The sequence below is a fragment of the Myxococcus sp. AM011 genome, from assembly GCF_013372595.1.
Taxonomy (GTDB): Bacteria; Myxococcota; Myxococcia; order Myxococcales; family Myxococcaceae; genus Myxococcus; species Myxococcus eversor.
In genome coordinates this window covers 12729-34165 of record NZ_JABXEM010000104.1, presented here as the reverse complement: position 1 = coordinate 34165, position 21437 = coordinate 12729, and the positions used below count along the sequence as shown (strand labels likewise).

The following is a 21437-nucleotide window of genomic DNA, read 5'->3' as shown; positions in this document are numbered from 1 at the left end:
ACCCTCCTCCTGCCGCACCACCACCACCGCGTCCTTCACCCCCGGCAGCGCCTTCAACGCCACCTCCACCTCGCCTGGCTCCACGCGGAAGCCGCGCACCTTCACCTGCCCGTCCACGCGCCCCAGGAACTCAAGGTTCCCGTCCCCCAGCCATCGCGCCTTGTCCCCCGTGCGGTACAGCCTCGCGCCCGGTTCGTCACTCAGTGCATCTGGGATGAACCGGTCCGCGGTCAGCTCCGCGCTCTCCCAATACCCGTGCGCGAGACTCGCGCCCCCGACGAACACCTCTCCCACCACACCCACGGGACTCGGAGCGCCCCGCTCGTCGAGCACGTACACCTTCACGTTCGAGATGGGCACGCCGACGGGCGGCAGCGCGGGCCATGTCCCGGGCGGGCCTTGAGCCCTCCAGGCCGTGACGACATGGGCCTCCGAGGGGCCGTATTGGTTCTCCAGCACGCAGCCAGGAAGCCGCTCGAAGAAGGACACCAGCGCGGGTGTCACCTGCAACTGCTCACCGGCCGTCACCACTTCGCGCAGCGGCGGCAGCACGGCCTCGTATTGCGCCACCTCGCACAACGCCTGGAGCGCCACGAAGGGCAGGTACAGCCGCCCCACGCCGTGGGTCACCATGCGATGCAACAGGGCCACCGGGTCCCTTCGCGCCTCCTCGCCCACCAGCAGCACCGTGCCGCCCAGGCACCACGTTCCGAACATCTCCTGGAACGACACATCGAAGTTCAGCGAGGCGAACTGAAGCGTCGTCGCCCCAGGGTCCACCGTGCGCGCGAGCAACCAGCGCAGCATGTTCCCCACCGCGCGATGAGACATGAGGATGCCCTTGGGCCGCCCCGTGCTCCCTGACGTGTAGACAAAGTAGCAGGGAGTCTCCGGCGAGAGCGGAACAGCGGGAGCATGAATGGGCCTCGCCTCAATCCGCCCCGCCTCCTCTTCCAGGCGCACCCGACGCGTCCCGGCGCGCTCGGGCAACGCTCGCTCCAACGCGCCGTGCACGAGCACCACGGGCGCACCCGTGTCCTCCAACATCTGCTCCAGGCGCTGCGACGGATAGCTCGGGTCCAACGGGAGGAAGGCCGCGCCGGCCTTCAGCGTCGCCAGCACCGCCACCGGCATCTCCAGGGACGCACGCTCCAGGCACAACCCCACCGTGCCCCCCGGCCGAACACCCAACCCCAGCAGGTGATGCGCGAGCTGATTCGCGCGCCGCTCCAGGCTCGCGTACGTCAGCGACGACTGTCCGTCCGTCACCGCCACCGCGTCGGGCGAGCGCGACACCTGCGCTTCGACCCACGCGTGCATCAAACCGGGCATGACACTCGAATCCGCGCGGCCACTCCACTCACGCAGCAGTGCGCGCCGCTCCGACTCATCCAACAACGGCATGTCGCCGACGCGTCGCCCCGGGTCCGCGAGCAGTCCCTCCAGCAGCGTCACGTAGTGAGTCGCCATCCGCCGCAGGGTCGCCTCGTCGAACAGCGCCTGGTTGTATTCCCAGATGCCGACCCAGCCCTCGGCCGTCTCGCGCAGGAAGAACGTCAGGTCGAACTTCGCCATGCCGTAGTCGAAGACCACCTGGCTCGCCGCGAGCCCCGGCAGCGACGGCAGGGCGCGCGGTCCCTCGATGACGAACATCACCTGGAACAGCGGCGAGCGGCTCAAGTCCCGAGCCGGCCGCATCGCCTCCACCAGCGTCTCGAACGGAACGTCCTGGTTCGCGTAGGCCCCCAGACACAGCCGACGCACCCGCCCGAGCATCGCCCGGAACGACTCCTCCCCATCCACGTCCAGACGCGGCGCGAGCGTGTTGACGAAGAAGCCGATGAGGTTCTCCAGCTCGCGCCGGTTCCGCCCGGAGATGGGCATCCCCACGACGACGTCCCGCTGGCCGCTGTAGCGCGACAGCAGCACCTGGAAGCACGCCAGCAACAGCATGAACGGCGTCACGCCCTCGGCGCGAGACTGGGCCTTCACCGCTTGCGAGAGCGACGGCGACAGGGGCAGCGCCACACTGGCGCCCCGGAACGTCTGCACTGGCGGCCTCGGCCGGTCCACGGGCAGCTCCAGCGCGGGCGAGGCTCCCTCCAGCAGCGCCTTCCACCACGCGAGCTGCGACTCCAGTACCTCGCCCTTCAACCACTCGCGCTGCCACAGCGCATGGTCCGCGTACTGCACAGGCAACACGGGCAACATCGGCGAGCGGCCCTCGGTGAAGGCGCCATACAGCTCGCGCAGCTCGCGCTCCATCACCCCCATGGACCAGCCGTCACACGAGATGTGGTGAAGCATCAGGAGCAACACGTGGTCGTCTTCGTGCACTCGCAACAGCCGCGCGCGAAGCATCGGTCCGGTACTCAGGTCGAACGTGCGCCGCGCCTCCTCCTCGGCGAGACGGAGGAGGTCCTCCTCCGCCACGACCTCCACGGACATCGTCACGGAGGCATCGGGCGCGATGCGCTGCACCGGCCTCCCGGCCTCTTCACCGAACGTGGTGCGCAGGGCTTCGTGTCGTTGCACCAGCGCCGACAACGCTCGCTGGAGCGCCGCCACGTCGAGCCGCCCCTTCAGCCGCGAGAAGAAGGGCACGTTGTAGGAGTAGCCCCCGGCGTCCACCTGCGCGAGGAACCACAGGCGCTGCTGGGCGAAGGACAACGGCGGAGGAGACTCCCTCGGAACGGGCACCAACGGGGGCAGGCTTCGCACCCTCGCCACCTCTCGCTTCACTTCGGGTGCGCTCATCACGACCCCTCCGTCCCGACAGCTATTTCAGGTTAAATCAGATTTATCAGCCTCTGAGGTCAACCACGTTCAACTCGCGCATCCAGCCATGCTCTAGTTCGGTGATGGGTGAGAACGTGTCTCATGAGCCGCCCGGCCCGACGGCCATCGCCATCATCGGGTTGTCGCTGCGTTTTCCGGGCGCTTCGGACGCACAGGGCTTCTGGTCCAACCTCATCTCGGGTGTCGACTCCGTCACGGTGCTGGACGCCGAGCAGCGCGCGAAAGCGGGCTTCCCCTCGGGCGAGGGATGGGTCGCGGCGGCGGGCGTCATCGAAGGCGCCGACCTCTTCGACGCGCGCTTCTTCGGGTACTCCCCTCGCGAGGCAGAGCAACTGGACCCACAGCAACGCCTGTTCATGGAGTGCTGTTGGGGCGCGCTCGAATCCGCGGGCCATGCCGCTCGGACCCGGCCACTGCACGTGGGCGTCTATGGCGGTGCCTCGCTCAGCACCTATCTGCTGACCAACGTCATTCCGAGCATGGAGCGGCGCTCCAGTGACTGGACGGAGAGCATCCTCGGGACTCACAGCGACTTCCTGGCGACGCGCGTGGCCTACAAGCTGAACCTCACCGGGCCGGCGCTGACGGTGCAGACGGCGTGCTCCACGTCGCTGACAGCCGTGCACCTCGCGTGTCAGGCGCTGCTCGCGGGGGAGTGCAATCTGGCGCTCGCGGGAGGCGCGGCCGTGCGTTCGCCGCAGCTCGTCGCCTACCCCACTCAGGAGGGCGGCATCTCTTCTCCCGATGGCCACTGCCGTGCCTTCGATTCCCAGGCGGCGGGCACCGTGCCGGGGAACGGTGTCGGCGTCGTGCTCCTCAAGCGACTGGAGGATGCGCTCGCGGATGGAGACCCGATTCGCGCGGTCATCCTCGGCTCAGCGGCCAACAACGATGGCAGCAGCAAGGCGGGCTTCACCGCGCCCTCCGTCTCCGGACAGGTCGCCGCCATCAGCGATGCCCTGGCCCTGGCGGGAGTCGAGCCTCACACCATCTCCTTCATCGAGGCCCACGGCACGGGCACCCCGCTGGGAGACCCCGTCGAGGTCGCCGCGCTCAAGCAGGTCTTCCGAGGCGTTGCACCGGGCACCATCGGACTGGGTTCAGTGAAGAGCAACCTCGGCCATCTCGACGCGGCGGCCGGAGTGACAGGACTCATCAAGGCGGTGCTGGCGCTGGAGCACCGACAGCTTCCGCCCACCGTCCACTTCCGTCGGCCCAATCCGCTGCTGGAGCTGGAGGGCAGCCCCTTCTACATCGTGGCCGAGCCTCGACCCTGGAACAGTCCGGGCCCCCGACGCGCGGGCGTGAGCTCGTTCGGCATGGGTGGCACCAACGTGCACGTCGTGCTCGAAGAGGCGCCCACTCCGGTGAGCGACCCGCCTCGCGGAGAAGAACAACTGGTGTTGCTGTCGGCCCGGTCCGAGGCAGCGCTGGAACGCATGACCACGGAGCTGGCGGAGCACCTGGGCCACACCGAAGCCGCGCTCGCGGATGTGGCCCACACCCTTCAAGTCGGGCGCAATCGCTTCGGCTGGCGACGCTTCATCACCGCGAGCACTCGCCCGGAGACCTCCGCGCGGCTGAGTCATCGGGATGAGTCCCTTCGACCTCGCACCACGTTCGACGAAGTGGAGCGACGAAGCGCTGTCTTCCTCTTTCCGGGCGGAGGCGCGCAGCGCGTGAACATGGGCGCGGAGCTGCTCGGTGAACCCGCGTTTCGCGACGCCGTGGACCGCTGCGCCGTGCTGCTGCGTACCCCGCTCGGTGGCGACTTGCGCGAGGTGATGTTCGCGCCTCCGGAACGCTACGACTCGGCGGCTCGTGAGCTGGCGCGTCCGCTGTGGACCCAGGCGGCGCTGTTCACGTGTGACTGGGCGCTGGCACAGCTCTGGCTGTCCCGGGGCGTCCAGCCCGAGGCCCTGTTCGGCCATTCGCTGGGCGAATACGTCGCGGCCTGTCTGGCCGGCGTCTTCACGCTCGAAGAGGCGCTGGAGTTGGTCACCGCGCGCGGAAGAATCATGGAGCGGCTTCTTCCCGGCGGGATGACGGCGGTCCTCGCGCCGCTGGACCAGGTGGAATCCCTGCTGAACTCCTCGCTGTCCGTCGCGGCCATCAACACGCCTTCCGACTGTGTCATCTCGGGGCCGCTGGAGGCGCTCGATGCACTGGAGGCCACGCTCGCGGGCCAGGGCGTGGAGACGCGCCGACTGCATCTGAGCCACGCGGCGCACTCCGTCATGCTCGAACCGCACCTGGCGGACTTCGCGCGCGTGGTCTCCCGCTTCTCCCCGCGTGCGCCCAAGCTGCCCGTGGTGTCGAGCCTCACCGGACGCTGGCTCGGTGAACGCGAAGCAGCGGACCCCATGTACTGGTGCCGCCACCTGCGCGAGACAGTGCGATTCTCCGACGGACTGCACCTGCTGCTCTCCAGTGGAGACCGAGCCTTCATCGAAGTCGGCCCGGGGACGGCGCTGTCCTCGCTCGTGCGGAGGCATCCGACTCGCACGTCGCAGCCCGTGCTGTCGACCCTGGCATCCGCCTCGATGGAGCGGCCTCCGCATCCGCTCGCTTCACTGGGTGAAGCCTGGCTCGCGGGTGTCACCATCGACTGGGAGCGCTTCCGCGCTGGAGAGCGCCGCCGACGCGTCGCACTGCCGGGCTACAGCTTCGACCGGGAGCGACACTGGATTGAGCCCGTCACGGCGACTGGGACGACGGCTCGCGCCGTGGAAGCCCGCGAAGCCGCGCGTGCCGAGGTTCAACGCGACGAGGGCTCTCATGCCGCACCTCCTCGCAATGACACGGAGCAGGTATTGCTCGAGTGTTTCAGGCTCACGTTCCATCTGGAGAACATCGGCATCCACGATGACTTCTTCGCCCTGGGCGGAGACTCACTGCTCGCCTTGCGCCTGAGTGCGCGCATCCAGGACCGCCTTGGCGCGCGGCTTCCCCTGAAGACCGTGCTGGAGTCCCCCACGGTTGCCCGACTCGCGGCGCGCATTCGCATTGGAGACGGTGCTCGCGACGCCGCGCCCACGGCCCCCAGTTGCCTCGTGCGGCTCCAGGAGGGAACTCACGGGGTGCCCGTCTTCTTCGTGCACGCAGCCGGTGGACAGGTGCTCTTCTACCGTGAACTGGCGAGACACCTCGCTCCCGAGCGACCCATGTACGGCTTCGAGTCGGTGGGACTCGAAGCGGGGGCCTCCAGCCACACCACCGTGGAGCAGATGGCGGAGCACTACCTCTCCGTCCTTCGTACCGTGCGCCCCAGAGGCCCCTACCTGCTCGTGGGCGCCTCCCTGGGTGGCACCATCGCCTACGAGATGGCGCGCCGACTGTCGGCTGAAGGCGATAGCGTGCCCCTGTGCGCGCTCCTGGACACGCCGCCACCTGGACACGTCTCCGCGGAGCTCGCGGACCAGGTCTCGCTGCTGACCTTCCGCGCGGGGAAGACGTTCACACCGTCCACCGGGTGGCCGAAGGACTTGCCCGTCGAAGAGCAGTTCCGCCTGCTCCAGGAGGAAGCAGCACGCGACGGCATCGAGCCTCCGTTCTCCGAGCTGGAATCGGCCCGCAGACAACTGGACGTGCTGCGCGCGAACACGCGAGCGTTGAGTCTCTACGTGCCGCCGCCCTGGGACGGGGGCGAGCTCCAATACTTCCGCGCCCGACAGCCACCTCCCGGTTTCCCATCCCACCCGGAGCTCGGCTGGTTGGACCTGGGCTCGGCGGCGCGCGTGGAGGTCGTCCCTGGCGACCACCACACGATGCTGCAAGCACCGCATGTCGAGGTGCTCGGAGCGAAGCTGGCACGCCTGCTGCGTTAATCCGAGCCAGGTCGTCGTCGTCGCTGCTGCGCCAGACGCTGGAGTCCCTCACGTCTGTCTCCGGCAGTCGCGACCTGACGAGGCGCCTCCGGCTCCGGGGCGGGCCCCAACTGAGCGGCGAGCGTGCGCACGGTGGAGAACTGGAGCAGCGACACCAACGGCACCTTGCGCTCCAGCCGCTCCTCCAGCTTCAACTGAAGCGACTGCAAGAGGAGCGAGTTGCCGCCCAGGTCGAAGAAGTTGTCGTCCGCGCCCACGCGGTCCAGCTTCAGGACCTCCGCCACCAGTTGGGCGAGCACCTGCTCCAGGCCCTCTCGAGGCGCGACGTAGCCACCGCTCAGCTCTGGCCGGTGCGCCTCGGGCGCGGGCAATGCCTTCCAGTCCACCTTCCCGTTCGGCGTGAGCGGCAACTCGCGCAGCATCACGAACACCGAAGGAACCCATGGCTCCGGCAACGAGCGCTTCATCCACGCGCGCAGCACATCGGCCGTCAACGGGGCCTCGTCCCTCGGCACCACATACGCCACCAACCGCATGTCTCCCGGCGTGTCTTCCCGGCCCATGACCACGGCGGACCGGACCTCCGGATGGGCCGAGAGCGCGGCACTCGCCTCCGCGGGCTCGACACGCACGCCACGAACCTTCACCTGGGCATCGGCGCGCCGCAGGTACTCGAACCTTCCGTCTTCGAGCAGCCGCACCACGTCACCCGTTCGATACAGCCGTCCCCCTTCACCATACGGGTCCGGGACGAAGCGCTCCGCCGTCAGGTCCGGGCGACCCAGGTAACCTCGCGCCAGTCCCACGCCACCGAGGTACAGCTCGCCCCAGACTCCCGTGGGAGCCAGGTTGCCCGCTTCATCCATCACCCGCACCACCACGTTGCGCAACGGCCTGCCAATCGTGGGGCGCGTTCCTGGGAAGCACTCGCCCCAGGTCGCGGCCACCGTCCCTTCCGTCGGGCCATAGCCATTGATGAAACGGCGCCCCGGGCTCCACCGTGCCACCAGCTCCGCGGTGCAGGCCTCGCCCGCCGAGAGCAGGACTCGAAGCCTGGGAAGCTCGCCCTCCGGCATCATCGCCAGGACCGATGGCGGCAGGGTCGCCACGGAGATTCGCTCGCGCGCGAGCAACTCCGCCAGCGGTCTTCCAGGCGCCATCTGCGCACGCCGGGCCAGGACCAGCGTCGCCCCGTGCAGCAGCGCGGGGAAGACCTCCGCCACGGAGGCATCGAAGCTCACCGTCGCGAACATCAACGTCCTGTCGCTCGGACCAAGACCGCCGAGCAACGAGGGGAAGGACTCCACCAGGTTCGCCGCGCCCCGGTGCGCCAGCAGCGTCCCCTTCGGTCGCCCCGTGCTCCCCGACGTGTAGATGACATACGCGAGGTTTCGCGCCGTGACTTCGGGCGCCGGCGATTCCGCGCCCACCACCAGGTCATCGAGCTCACCGATTTCATCCAGCAGTACGGTGGCCCCGGACCAGGCGAGTCGGGACCTCTCTTCCGAGCGCGACACCAGCAGAGCGACGTTCGCGTCATCCAGCATGTACGCGAGGCGCTCCGGCGGATGCTCCGGGTCCATCGGCAGGTAGGCGCCTCCCGCCTTGAGGATGGCGAGCATCGCCACTACCCAATCGAGGCTCGGCCCCAGGCACAGGCCCACCACCACGTCGGGCCTCACGCCCCGCTTGCGCAACACCGTGGCCAACTTGTGGGCTCTCCGGTCGAGCTGGGCGTAGGTCAGCGTCCGCCCCTCCATCTCCACCGCGATGGCCTCGGGCGTTCGCGCGACCTGGGCCTCGAACAACCGGTGCAGGCACTCCCCCTCGAAGGGCGCTTCGCTGCCGCCCCGCGCCAGCAACTCCCGCCGCGAGGACTCGCTCAGGAGCGGAAGGTCTCGCAGTCGTCGGCCCGGCTCGGTCACCGCGCCTTCCAGCAGACGCTCCAGGTGTTCTCCGAAGCGCTCCATGGTCGCCACGTCGTACAGGTCGCTGCTGAACTCGAGCGCTCCCTCGATACCCTCCGCGGTTTCTCGCACGCTCAGCGCGAGGTCGACCTTGGCGGCACGAAGCCCCAGGTCCACCGGGCGTTGCGCGAGGCCGGACAACGACAGGTCTCCCGAAGGCGTGTTCAAGAGCTGGAACACCACCTGGACCAACGGCGCGCGACTCATGTCGCGCTTCAGGTTCAGAGCCTCCACCAGCTTCTCGAACGGCACCTCCTGGTGCCCGAAGGCCCCCAGCACCGACTCCTTCACACGCCCCAGCATCTCCCGGAACGTCAGCTCGCCCGACGCCTCCGTCCTCACCACCAGCGTGTTCACGAAGAGGCCAATCAGCCCCTCCACTTCCTTCGTCGTGCGCCCCGACACCGGCGAGCCCACCACCACGTCCCACTGTCCGCTGTAGCGCGCCAGCAGCACCTGGAAGCCCGCAAGCAGCGTCATGTACAGCGTCACGCCCTCCCGCAGGCTCAGTTGCTTCAACTTCTCGCTCAACTCCGAGGACAGCCTCACCGCCACGCTCGCGCCCTGGTACCCCTGCACCGCCGGCCTCGGTCGGTCCGTGGGCACCTCCAGCGCTTCGGGCACTCCCGCCAGCTTCGTCCTCCACCACGACAACTGCTCCTCCAGCACCTCCCCCTTCAGCCACTCGCGCTGCCACACCGCGTAGTCCACGTACTGCACGGGCAACTCCGGCAGCGTCGCGGCCTCTCCCTTCACATAGGCGCCATAGAGCGTCTCCAGCTCCTTCGTGAGCACCCACGTCGACCAGCCGTCCGCCACGATGTGGTGCAGCACCAGCACCAACACGTGCTCCTGCTCGCCCAGCTTCAGCAGCGTCACGCGCAGCAACGGGCCTGTGCTCAAGTCGAACGGACGCCGTCCTTCTTCGGCTCCCAGTCGGAGCGCCTCTTGCTCTCGGGTTTCGACGGAGAGGCCACTCAGGTCCACCACGGACAACGGCAGGGAGGCGGCGGCGTGGATGCGCTGCACGGCCCCCTGCTCATGTTGATGGAAGGTCGTCCTCAAGGATTCGTGGCGACGGAGCAGTTCATTGAAGGCACGCTCCAGGGCCTTCACTTCGAGCACGCCCTCCAGCTTCATCGCGAGCGCGATGTTGTAGAGCGAGCCACCCGGCTCCAACCGGTCGAGGAACCACAAGCGCTGCTGCGCGAACGACTGGGGCAGTGCCTCCGCCCGTGCTGTACGGACCAGCTCTGGACGACCTGTCCCGAGCCCGTCCTTCACGAGTTCATCCAATCGCGAGGCCAGCGCGGACACCGTGGGTGACTCGAAGAGCATCCGCACCGGCACGTCGCGGCCCAGCGTCTCCCGCAGTCGCGAGGCCACCTGCATCACCAGCAGCGAGTGCCCTCCCCGCTCGAAGAAATGGTCCTCCGCGCCAACGCGCTTCACGCCCAGCAGCGGCGCCCAGAGCTTTGCCACCCGCTCCTCCATCGCCGTCCTGGGCGCGATGAAGGACTCCAGGGTCTGCTCCAAATCCCGCTGCTCCGTGCGCCGGGCGTGGATGCGAACTGACGGCGTCCTCTCCGGCACTTCAATGTGCCCAGGCATCCCGAGCGCATCCAGCCGCGCGTCGGGCATCGCCACGGCGGACTCCAGCAGTCGCTCGTAGTGGATGGCCAGGCGCTCCACGGTCCGCGTGTCGAACAGGTCCGTGTTGAACACCCAGTAACCCGCCATGCCCTCCGCGTCCTCTCGCACGGACAACGCGAGGTCGAACTTCGCCACCTGCGTCCCCAGGTCCAACGGGCGCAGCGCGAGCCCTGGCAACGACAAGTCTCCCGACGGTGCACTCTGGAGCGCGAAGGACACCTGCACCAACGGCGAGCGGCTCAAGTCGCGAGTCAACTGCAACGCATCCACCAGCTTCTCGAACGGCACTTCCTGATGCGCGAAGGCGCCCAGCACGGACTCCCGGACCTGCGCCAGCAGCTCACGGAACGTCAGCGCCCTCGACGCCTCCGTCCTCACCACCAACGTGTTCACGAAGAAGCCAATCAGGCCTTCGACTTCCTTTCTCGTCCGACCCGACACGGGCGAGCCCACCACCACGTCCCACTGCCCGCTGTAGCGCGCCAGCAACACCTGGAACACCGCCAGCAGCGTCATGTACAGCGTCACATCCTCCGCGCGACTCAAGCGCTTCAGCTTCGCGCTCAGCTCGAAGGACAGCCGCACCGCCATGCTCGCGCCGCGATGCCCCTGCACCGCGGGTCTCGGTCGGTCGGTCGGCAGCTCCAGCGCTTCGGGGGCGCCCTCCAGCTTCGCCCTCCACCACGACAACTGCTCTTCCAGCACGTCTCCCTTCAACCACTCCCGCTGCCACACCGCGTAGTCGGCGTACTGCACCGGCAGCTCCGGCAACGCCGCGTCTCCGCCCTTCACCTGGGAGGTGTAGAGCGCCTCCAGCTCCTTCGTGAGCACGCCCATCGACCAGCCGTCGGACACGATGTGGTGCAGCACCAGCACCAGCACATGCTCCTGCTCGCTCAGCTTCAGCAGCGTCACTCGCAGCAACGGGCCCGCGCTCAAGTCGAACGGGCGCTGCTCCTCCTTCATCCCGAGTCGCAAGGCCTCGGGCGCTCGCGCCTCCACGGGCAGACCGCTCAGGTCCACCACGGACAGCGGCACGGACACAGAGGGACTGATGTGCTGAATCGCGCCCTGCCCACCTTGGCGGATTGTCGTCCTCAGGGACTCGTGGCGGCGAACCAACTCATGGAACGCCTTCTCCAGCGCGCCAAGGTCGAGCGCGCCCTCCAACGTCATCGCCAGGGCGATGTTGTAGAGCGGGCTGTTCGGCTCCAGCCGGTCGAGGAACCACAGGCGCTGCTGCGCGAAGGACAGGGGCAGCGCATCCGCCCTCGATGCGGGGAGCAACTCCGGACTCCGAGTTTCAAGGCTTCCCCGCACCAACGTGGACAGCCTCGCGGCCAACGAGGACACCGTGGGTGCCTCGAAGAGCATGCGCACCGGCACTTCGTGTCCCAAGGCGGCTCTCAGCCGGGACCCCGCCTGCATCACCAGCAGCGAGTGTCCTCCTCGCTCGAAGAAGTTGTCCTCCGCGCCGAGGCGCTTCACGCCCAGCAGCGGAACCCAGGTCTCCGCCACCAGCTCTTCCATCGCGGTCCTGGGAGCGATGAAGCCCTCCAACCCCTCCTCTGGAATCACGCGCTCGCCGCTGCGTGACTGGATGCGGGGACCAGCGACCTTCACGGGGACCTCGCGGTGCCCTGGCATCGGAAGCGCTCGCAGCGTCGCCTCCGGCACTTCCACGACCGCCTCCAGCAACCGCTGGTAGTGCGTCGCCATCCGCTCCACCGTCGCGGTGTCGAACAGGTCCGTGTTCAAATCCCAGGAGCCTGACAGTCCCTCCACGTCCTCTCGCACGGACAACGCGAGGTCGAACTTGGCGGTCCGAGTCCCCAGGTCCACCGGTTTCTGCGTGAGCCCCGGCAACGACAGGTCTCCCGACGGTGCGCTCTGGAGCGCGAAGGACACCTGCACCAACGGCGAGCGGCTCAGGTCGCGAGACAGTTGCAACGCATCCACCAGCTTCTCGAACGGCACGTCCTGGTGCGTAAGCGCCCCCAGGACCGCGTCCCGGACACGCCTCAACATCTCCCGGAACGTCAGCTCGCCCGACGCCTCCGTCCTCACCACCAGCGTGTTCACGAAGAAGCCAATCAGCCCTTCGACCTCCTTCGTCGTCCGCCCCGATACTGGTGAACCCACCACCACGTCCCACTGTCCGCTGTAGCGCGCCAGCAGCACCTGGAAGCCCGCCAGCAACGTCATGTACAGCGTCACGCCTTCCGCACGGCTCAGCCGCTTCAGCTTCTCGCTCAGCTCCGCGGACAGCTTCACCGCCACGCTCGCGCCTCGGTACCCCTGCACCTCCGGCCTCGGTCGGTCCGTCGGCACCTCCAGCACTTCTGGGGCTCCCGCCAACCTCGCCCTCCACCACGACAACTGCTCCTCCAGCACCTCGCCCTTCAGCCACTCCCGCTGCCACACCGCGTAGTCCGCGTACTGCACCGGCAGCTCCGGCAACGTCGCTTGCGAGCCCCCCACCTGCGCACCGTAGAGCGCCTCCAACTCCTTCGTGAGCACTCCCATCGACCAGCCATCCGCCACGATGTGGTGCAGCACCAGCACCAACACGTGCTCCTGCTCACCCAGCTTCAGCAGCGTCACTCGCAGCAGGGGACCCTTGCCCAGGTCGAACGGGCGCTGGCCTTCCTCCGCGCCGAGTCGCAAAGCTTCCTGCTCTCGCGCCAGAGCGGGCAGGCTGCTCAGGTCCACCAGGGGAAGCGGCGCTGGCTCGAAGGGATGGATGTGCTGCGTCGCTCCATGGTCTCCCTGCTCGAAGGTCGTCCTCAGGGACTCGTGGCGACGGATCAACACGTGGAACGAGCGCTCCAGGGCCGCGACGTCCAACGCCCCCGTCAGTCGCATCGCGAGGGGGATGTTGTAGAGCGGGCTGTTCGGCTCCAACCGGTCGAGGAACCACAAGCGCTGCTGCGCGAACGACTGCGGCGACGCCTCCGTGCGAGTCGTGGGCACCAGCTCCGGACGTCCTCGTCCAGCACCACCACCGACGAGGGTCTCCAGGCTCCTGGCCAGTGTGGCGACGGTGGGTGCCTCGAAGAGCATCCTCACCGACACCTCATGCCCCAGCACCTCGCGCAGCCGCGAGGCCACCTGCATTACGAGCAGCGAGTGACCTCCCCGCTCGAAGAAGTTGTCTTCGGCACCCACGTGCTTCACGCCGAGCAGCGGAGCCCAGACTCCCGCCACCAGTTCCTCGATGGCGGTCCTCGGTGCGATGAACCCCTGTGGCACTGACTCCGGAGCGAGCAGGTCCAACCGCCGAGCCTGGAGGCGTGCCACTGGCACCTTCACCGGCACTTCGTGATGCCCCGACATGGGAAGCGCGCTCAATCTCGCCTCCGGATTCTCCACCACCGCCTCCAGCACCTGCTGGTAGTGCGTCGCCAGGCGCTCCACGGTCGCCGCGTCGAACAGGTCCGTATTGAGTTCCCAGAAGCCCGTCAGGTCCTCCGCGTCCTCACGAACCGATAGAGCGAGGTCGAACTTCGCCATACCCGGCTCGTACGTCACCTCCGACGAGGACAGCCCCGGCAGCGCCGGCAACTGAGAGGGCCCGTTCAAGCCGAAGGCAATCTGGACCAGGGGCGCGCGACTCAAGTCGCGGCTCGACTGCAATGCCTCCACCAGCTTCTCGAACGGCACTTCCTGGTGCCCGAAGGCCCCCAGCACCGACTCCTTCACACGCCTCAACATCTCCCGGAACGTCAGCTCGCCCGACGCCTCCGTCCTCACCACCAGCGTGTTCACGAAGAAGCCAATCAGGCCTTCGACCTCCTTCGTCGTCCGCCCCGATACTGGTGAACCCACCACCACGTCCCACTGTCCGCTGTAGCGCGCCAGCAGCACCTGGAAGCCCGCCAGCAACGTCATGTACAGCGTCACGCCTTCCGCACGGCTCAGCCGCTTCAGCTTCTCGCTCAGCTCCGCGGACAGCTTCACCGCCACGCTCGCGCCTCGGTACCCCTGCACCTCCGGCCTCGGTCGGTCCGTCGGCACCTTCAGCACTTCTGGGGCTCCCGCCAACCTCGCCCTCCACCACGACAACTGCTCCTCCAGCACCTCGCCCTTCAGCCACTCCCGCTGCCACACCGCGTAGTCCGCGTACTGCACCGGCAGCTCCGGCAACGTCGCTTGCGAGCCCCCCACCTGCGCACCGTAGAGCGCCTCCAACTCCTTCGTGAGCACTCCCATCGACCAGCCGTCCGCCACGATGTGGTGCAGCACCAGCACCAGCACGTGCTCCTGCTCACCCAGCTTCAGCAGCGTCACTCGCAGCAGGGGACCCTTGCCCAGGTCGAAGGACTGCCTCGCCAGTGTCTCCACCTGGCCTCGCACGCCATCCTCCGAGGCCTCCACCACCGCCAGCGGAACCGTCACGTCCGAGGCGATGCGCTGCACCGGTTCGCCTTCCACTTCCTCGAACGTCGTGCGCAGCGCCTCGTGTCTCCGCACCACCGCCGCGAGCGATTGCTCCAGCGCCTTCAAGTTCAACGCCCCTCGCAACCGAACGACGAACGGCAGGTTGTACGAATACCCTCCCGCGTCGAGCTTCCCGAGGAACCACAAGCGCTGCTGCGCGAACGACAGCGGCATCGTGGCTTGCCTCGACACTCGCGTTGGCACAGGGGTGCTCATTCCCTGCCCGCTTGCCTTCACGGCCTCCAATCGCTCGGCCAGCGCTTCCACGGTGGGCGCTTCGAACACCCATCGCACCGGAACATCACGACCGAGCGCCGCGCGGAGCCGCGACACCACGCGCGTCGCCAGCAACGAATGACCACCGAGCGCGAAGAAGTCGTCCTTCACGCCCACCCGCGCCACGCCGAGCAGCGGCGTCCAGATGCGCGCCACCAGCGACTCCATCACCGTCCGAAGCCCCTGCACCGCCTCCGCGCTCGGCCCGTCCTGCTCCGGCGACGGCAGGGCCTTTCGGTCCACCTTCCCATTCGCAGTCAACGGCAGCGCCGCCAACTTCACGAAGGCCGAGGGCACCATGAACTCGGGCAGCTTCTGCTTCAGCCAGTCCCGCACCCGAGGTGCCTCGGGCGGCTGCGCCTGTTCGACGTAGTACGCGACCAGGCGCTTGCCTCCCGCGCCATCCCGCACCACCACCAACCCGTCCTTCACCGCCGGATGCGCGAGGAGCGATGCCTCCACCTCGGCCAGCTCGATGCGGTAGCCCCGCACCTTCACCTGGCTGTCCCGTCGGCCCAGGAACTCCAGCACCCCGTCCGGGCGGAAGCGCGCCAGGTCTCCAGTGCGATAGAGCCGCTCTCCTGGCACCGCGCTGAACGGATTCGGAATGAAGCGGTCCGCCGTCACATCGGGCTGGCGCAGATACCCTCGCGCGAGGCCATCACCACCGATGTACAGCTCTCCCGCCACGCCCACTGGAACGGGCTCCATCCCAGCATCCAGCACATAGACCTGCGTGTTGCCGATGGGCCGGCCAATGGGCACCGACGCGCCCACGTCCTCCACTCGCGTCATCCGATGGACCGACGTGAAGAGCGTGCTCTCCGTCGGCCCGTAGCAGGCCGTCACCGGAATCTTCAGCTCCTCCAATACGCGCTTCACGTGCGGCGCGGACACCACGTCTCCACCTGTCAGGAGCTGGCGGACTCCCTTCAGCCCGTCCATCCCCAGCTCCACCATCTGGCTGAACAGGCCCGCCGTCAGGTGCAACAACGTGACGGAGTGCCGATGGAGCACGTCCGTCAGCAAGTCCAACTCGCTGGGCGAACGCGGCGGGAAGACGACCAGCCTTCCACCCAGGCACAGCGGTCCCCACACCTCCAACGTCGACGCATCGAAGGAGATGGGCGCGATGAGCAGGAACGTCTCCTCCGGCCCCAGTCGCGCGTAGGGCGCGCCGTACAACAACCGCAGCACGCCTCGGTGCTCCACGGCCACGCCCTTGGGCCGCCCCGTGCTTCCCGACGTGAAGTCCACGTACGCCAGGTTCCGACCCGACACAGGCATGCGCGGCGCCGTCGTCGGCAGGTCCGCCAGTCGCTCCTCCTCCAACAGCATCAACTCGGGACGTCCCTCCTGGGGCAACTGCTCCAGCAAGGCACGAGTGGTGACGAGCAGCCGAGGCGTCGTGTCCTCCAACATCTGCTCCAGCCGCCGCGCCGGATAGCTGGAGTCCAGGGGGACATACGCACCACCGGCCTTGAGGATGGCCAGCAGCGACACGATGAGCTCCACCGAGCGCTCCAGGCACACCGCCACCAGCACATCCACGCCCACGCCACGCGCCTTCAGCGCCCACGCCAGTTGATTGGCCCGAGCCTCCAGCTCCCGATAGCTCAACCGTTGCTCACCGAACTCCAACGCCACCGCGTCCGGCCGCAGCGCCACCTGCTCCTCGAAGAGGTGATGGACGCAGCCCTCGCGCGGGAACTCCACCGCCGTCTGGTTCCACGCCTCCAGCACGCGTTGGCGTTCGTCCGGCGGCAGGAGCGGAAGCGACGACAGCCGCGCCTCCGGTCGGCTGGAGAGGTTGCGCAACAGCTCCAGGAAGCACTCCGAGATGCGCTGGACGGTGGACGGCTCGAAGAGGTCCGCGTTGTAGATGAGCTGCCCTTCGACAGCGGCTCCCGGTGCGTCGACCAGCAGCAGCTCCAGGTCGAACTTGGCGATGGTGCTCGCGAAGTCCCAGGGGCTCGCGGTGACACCCGGCAGCGAGAGCAGCGGCGCGGCCTCCTGCAAGGTGAAGAGCACCTGGAACAACGGCGAGCGGCTCAAGTCCCGCTCCGGACGGAGGTGCTCCACCAGTCGCTCGAAGGGCACGTCCTGGTGCGCGAGCGCCCCCAGCACCGTCTCCTTCGTCTGACGCAGGAGCACCTGGAACGAGGACGCCGCATCCGGCTGTGCTCGCAGGGCCAGCGTGTTCACGAAGAAGCCCATCAGCCCCTCCGTCTCCCTCGCCGTCCGCCCCGACACGGGGGAGCCCACCACCACGTCCCACTGTCCGCTGTAGCGCGCCAGCAACACCTGGAAGCCCGCCAGCAGCGTCATGTACAGCGTCGCGCCTTCTCGTCGGCTCAGCCGCCGCAGCGCTTCGCTCAACTCCGAGGACAAGCGCACCGGCACGCTCGCCCCTCGGTATCCCTGCACCGCGGGCCTCGGCCGGTCCGTGGGCAACTCCAACACCGGCGGCGCGCCTTTCATCGCCTCGTGCCACCAGGAGAGCTGCGAGGCCTCCACGTCTCCCTTCAGCCAGCCGTGCTGCCACACCGAGTAGTCCGCGTACTGCACCGGCAGCTCGGGCAATGACGAGGCCTCGACATACAGCGCCTCCAACTCTCGGGTGAGCACGCCGAGCGACCAGCCATCCGCGACCAGGTGGTGCAGCACCACCACCAGCACCTGCTCGTCACCCCGCGTCCGCAGCAGCGTCGCGCGCAGCAGGGGCGCCCGCGCGACGTCGAACGGCGCCTGGACCTCCCGCACCACGCGGCTCCGCACCGCCTCTTCCACGTCGTCGGCGCCCTCCACCGACTCCACCGTCAGGGGCACCACGGAATCAGCGGCGACGCGCTGAACGGGCTCACCTCCCACTTCGACGAAGCTCGTGCGCAGCGCCTCGTGTCGGCGGACCACCTCCGCGAGTGCTCTCTCCAGGGCCTCCACCTTCACGGCACCACGGAGTCGGACGACGAAGGGCAGGTTGTACGAATGCCCTCCCGCGTCGAGCTGCGCGAGGAACCACAGGCGCTGCTGCGCGAATGACAGGGGCGGGTCCACGAGCCGCTCGGCTCGCATCAGCACCGGCAGCCGCGCGTGTCCTCCCAGCGCACCCAGTCGCCCGGCCAGCGCCTCCACCGTGGGCGCCTCGAACAACAGTCGCACGGGCACGTCGTGGCCCAGGGCATCCCTCAGTCGCGACACCACGCGCGTCGCCAGCAACGAGTGCCCACCCAGCGCGAAGAAGTCGTCCCTCACGCCCACGGGCGAGACGCCCAGCACCTCCCGCCAGACCTCCGCCAGCGTCCGCTCCAGCGCGTCACGCGGCGCCTCGTAGCGGGCGCCCGCCTCCGCGCGACGCGAGTCCACCTCCGGCAGCGCGCGACGATTCACCTTGCCGCTGGGAGTCAGCGGCAGCGCCTCCAGTCGCACCAGCACGCCCGGCACCATGTACTCGGGCAGCCGCTTCGCCAGTCGACGCTTCAAGTCCTCCGCGTCCCAAGACTCGAGCAGCCGATTCGCCAGCCGGAGCTTCAGGTCCTCCGCGTCGGAGGACTCGGGCAGCTGATTCGCCAGCCGGCGCTTCTGGTCCTCCGCGTCCGAGGACTCGGGCCGCACGACGTAGCCCACCAGTCGCTTCTCTCCCCCGTCCGTTCGCCGCACCACCACCGCCGCGTCCGTCACGCCGGGGAGTTCCTTCAGCGCGACCTCCACCTCACCCAGCTCGACGCGGAAGCCGCGCACCTTCACCTGCTCATCCGCGCGACCCTGAAGCTCCAGGTTCCCGTCCGCCAGCCATCGCCCCCGGTCTCCCGTGCGGTAGATGCGCCGCCCATCCCGGCCACTGTCCAGGACGTTCGGGACGAAGCGCTCCGCCGTCAGCTCTGGCCGCCCCCAGTAGCCGTGCGCGAGGCTCCGCTCTCCCACGCACACCTCTCCCGTCACACCGATGGGGCACGGGGCTCCCCACGCATCCAGCACCATCACCGTCGCGAGGACGATGGGCCTGCCCACCGGAGGCAGCGCCGGCCACGTCGAGGGCGGACCTTTCGCTCTCCACGCCGTCACCACGTGCGTCTCCGTGGGGCCGTACTGGTTCTCCAGCACACAGCCCGGCAGTCGCTCGAAGAACGACACCACCGCGGGCGTCACCTGCAACGGCTCTCCCGCCGTCACCACTTCGCGCAGCGGCGGCAACTCCGTCTCGTGTCGAGCTCGCTCACTGAGCGCCTGGAGCGCCACGAAGGGCACGAAGAGCCGCTCCACGCGGTGCTCGCGCAGATACGCCATCAACGTCGCGGGGTCCTGACGCGTCGCCGCCGAAACGAGGACGAGCGTGCCGCCCTCGCCCAGTGTGCAGAACAGCTCCTGGAAGGACACGTCGAAGCTCAGCGAGGCGAACTGGAGTGTCCTCGCCCCAGGCGCCGACGTGCTCGCCAACTGCCAGTTCACCAGCGTGCCGAACGCACGATGGGACATCGTCACGCCCTTGGGCGTCCCCGTGCTCCCCGACGTGAAGAGGACGTAGCAGGGAAGCTCCGGCGACAACACCCATCCGGGCGCCACGGTGGACTGCTCGGCGATGCGCGCGGCCTCCTCTTCCAGCCTCACCCTCCGCGCCGTGCCCTCCTCGGGCAGCGCACGCTCCAGCGCGGCATGCACCAGCACCACCGGCGCGCCCACATCATCGAGCATCCGCGCCAGTCGCGACGGCGGATAGCCAGGGTCCAACGGAAGGCACGCCGCACCTGTCTTCAACGTCGCCAGCACCGCCACCGGAAGGTCGAGGCTGCTTCGCTCCAGGCACAGCCCCACCACGCTCCCCGGGCGAACCCCCAGCGCCATCAGGTGGTGCGCGAGCTGATTGGCCCGCTGCTCCAGTTGCGCGTACGTCAGCGAGCCGCCGCCATTCGTCACCGCCATGGCCGAGGGCGTGCGCGCCGCCTGCGCCTCCACCCGTCGATGCATCAACCACGACGGGTGCCGCACCTCCTCCTGCCACGGCCACTCCACCAACACCTTCCGCCGCTCCTCCGCATCCAGGAGGTCCACCTGACCCACCTTGCGCTCCGGGTCCTCCAGCACTCCCTTCAGCAGCGCCACATGGTGGCTGGCGAGCCCGCGGACCGTCGCCTCGTCGAACAGCGCCGTGCTGTACTCCCACAGCGCGACCCAACCCTCCGGCGTCTCGCGCACGAAGAGCGTGAGGTCGAACTTCGCGACGCCCGGCTCGAAGTCCACGTCGCGCGACTCCAGCCCCGACAGTCGCACCAGCGGCGGCGCGTTCTGGAGCACGAGCAGCACCTGGAACAACGGCGAGCGGCTCAAGTCCCGCACCGGCCGCAGCGCATCCACCAGTCGCTCGAAGGGCACGTCCTGATGCTGGTACGCCCCCATGCACGCCTGACGCACGCGTCCCAGCAACGACTTGAAGGACTCGTTGCCGTCCACATCCACGCGCAACGCCAGCGTGTTGGCGAAGAACCCGATGAGCCCCTCCACCTCGCGCCGCGTGCGCCCCGCGATGGGGGTGCCCACCACCACGTCCGGCTGCCCGCTGTGCCGCGACAACAACGCCTGGAGGCTCGCCAGCAACAACATGAACGGCGTCACCGCCTCCTGCTTGCACCGCTCCCGCAGCGCCTTCATCAACTCCGCGGGCAGCGGCACGCCCAGCACCGCGCCCTTGGCCGACTGCACCGGGGGCCTCGGCCTGTCCGTCGGCAGCTCCAGCGCGGGCGAGGCGCCCTCCAGGTGCTGCTTCCACCACGCGAGCTGCTCCTCCAGCACCTCCCCCTTCAACCACTCGCGCTGCCACGCCGCATGGTCCGCGTACTGCACCGTCAGCACGGGCAGCTTCGACTCGCGGCCTTCGAGGAAGGCGCCGTACAGCTCGCCGACGTCCCGCTCCAGCAAGGACAACGACCAGCCATCACACGAGATGTGGTGCAGCGTCAGGAGCAGCACATGCTCCTCTTCATCCAGGCGCAACAGCCGCGCGCGCAGCATCGGCCCCGTGCCCAAATCGAACGGACGCCGTGCCTCCTCCTCCGCGAGCCTTCGGGCCTCCTGCTCACGCTCCGGCCCCTCCAGTCGCTCCACCACCAGCGACACCGGCGCCTCGGAGGCGATGCACTGCACCGGCTCCCCTTCGACCTCCGCGAAGGTCGTCCGCAGCGCTTCGTGCCGGCGCACCACCTCCGTCAGCGCGCGCTCCAGCGTTGATACATCGAGACATCCCTTGAGCCGCGCGAAGAACGGCGCGTTGTAGGCGAAGCCCGACGGGTCCAACCGCGAGAGGAACCACATGCGACGCTGGGCGAAGGAGAGCGGCGGAGGGCCCTCCCGGCGAACGGGCACCACAGGCGGCGGCCTGCGAACACGAGGGCTCGCGGGCTTCGGCTCATTCGCGGACATGTCGACACCTCAAACTCAAGAAGACGAATCTCGGAAGACACGAAGCCCCGCGTCGGTGAGA

At 68.6% G+C, this 21437-nt stretch carries 3 protein-coding genes; 1 reads left to right on the top strand and 2 read right to left on the bottom strand.

Translation table 11 applies throughout. From position 1 onward, the window contains the following. Nucleotides 1-2757, bottom strand: a 2757-nt coding sequence (locus tag HUW62_RS22095) for an amino acid adenylation domain-containing protein (protein ID WP_176435536.1), incomplete at its 3' end; no start/stop codon positions are given. A gap of 104 nt (nucleotides 2758-2861) precedes the next feature. On the opposite strand from HUW62_RS22095, the gene HUW62_RS22090 reads away from it, so the two are divergent. After that, the gene (locus tag HUW62_RS22090) at nucleotides 2862-6626 is read left to right on the top strand and encodes a type I polyketide synthase (protein ID WP_176435535.1); all 3765 of its coding nucleotides are present in this window, start codon (nucleotides 2862-2864) and stop codon (nucleotides 6624-6626) included. On the opposite strand, the gene HUW62_RS22085 is transcribed toward HUW62_RS22090, so the two are convergent. Then, nucleotides 6623-21376, bottom strand: a complete 14754-nt coding sequence (locus HUW62_RS22085) for a non-ribosomal peptide synthetase (protein ID WP_176435534.1) — start codon at nucleotides 21374-21376, stop codon at nucleotides 6623-6625. The two genes, HUW62_RS22090 and HUW62_RS22085, sit on opposite strands and share 4 nt — an antisense overlap. Nucleotides 21377-21437: the final 61 nt, after the last annotated feature.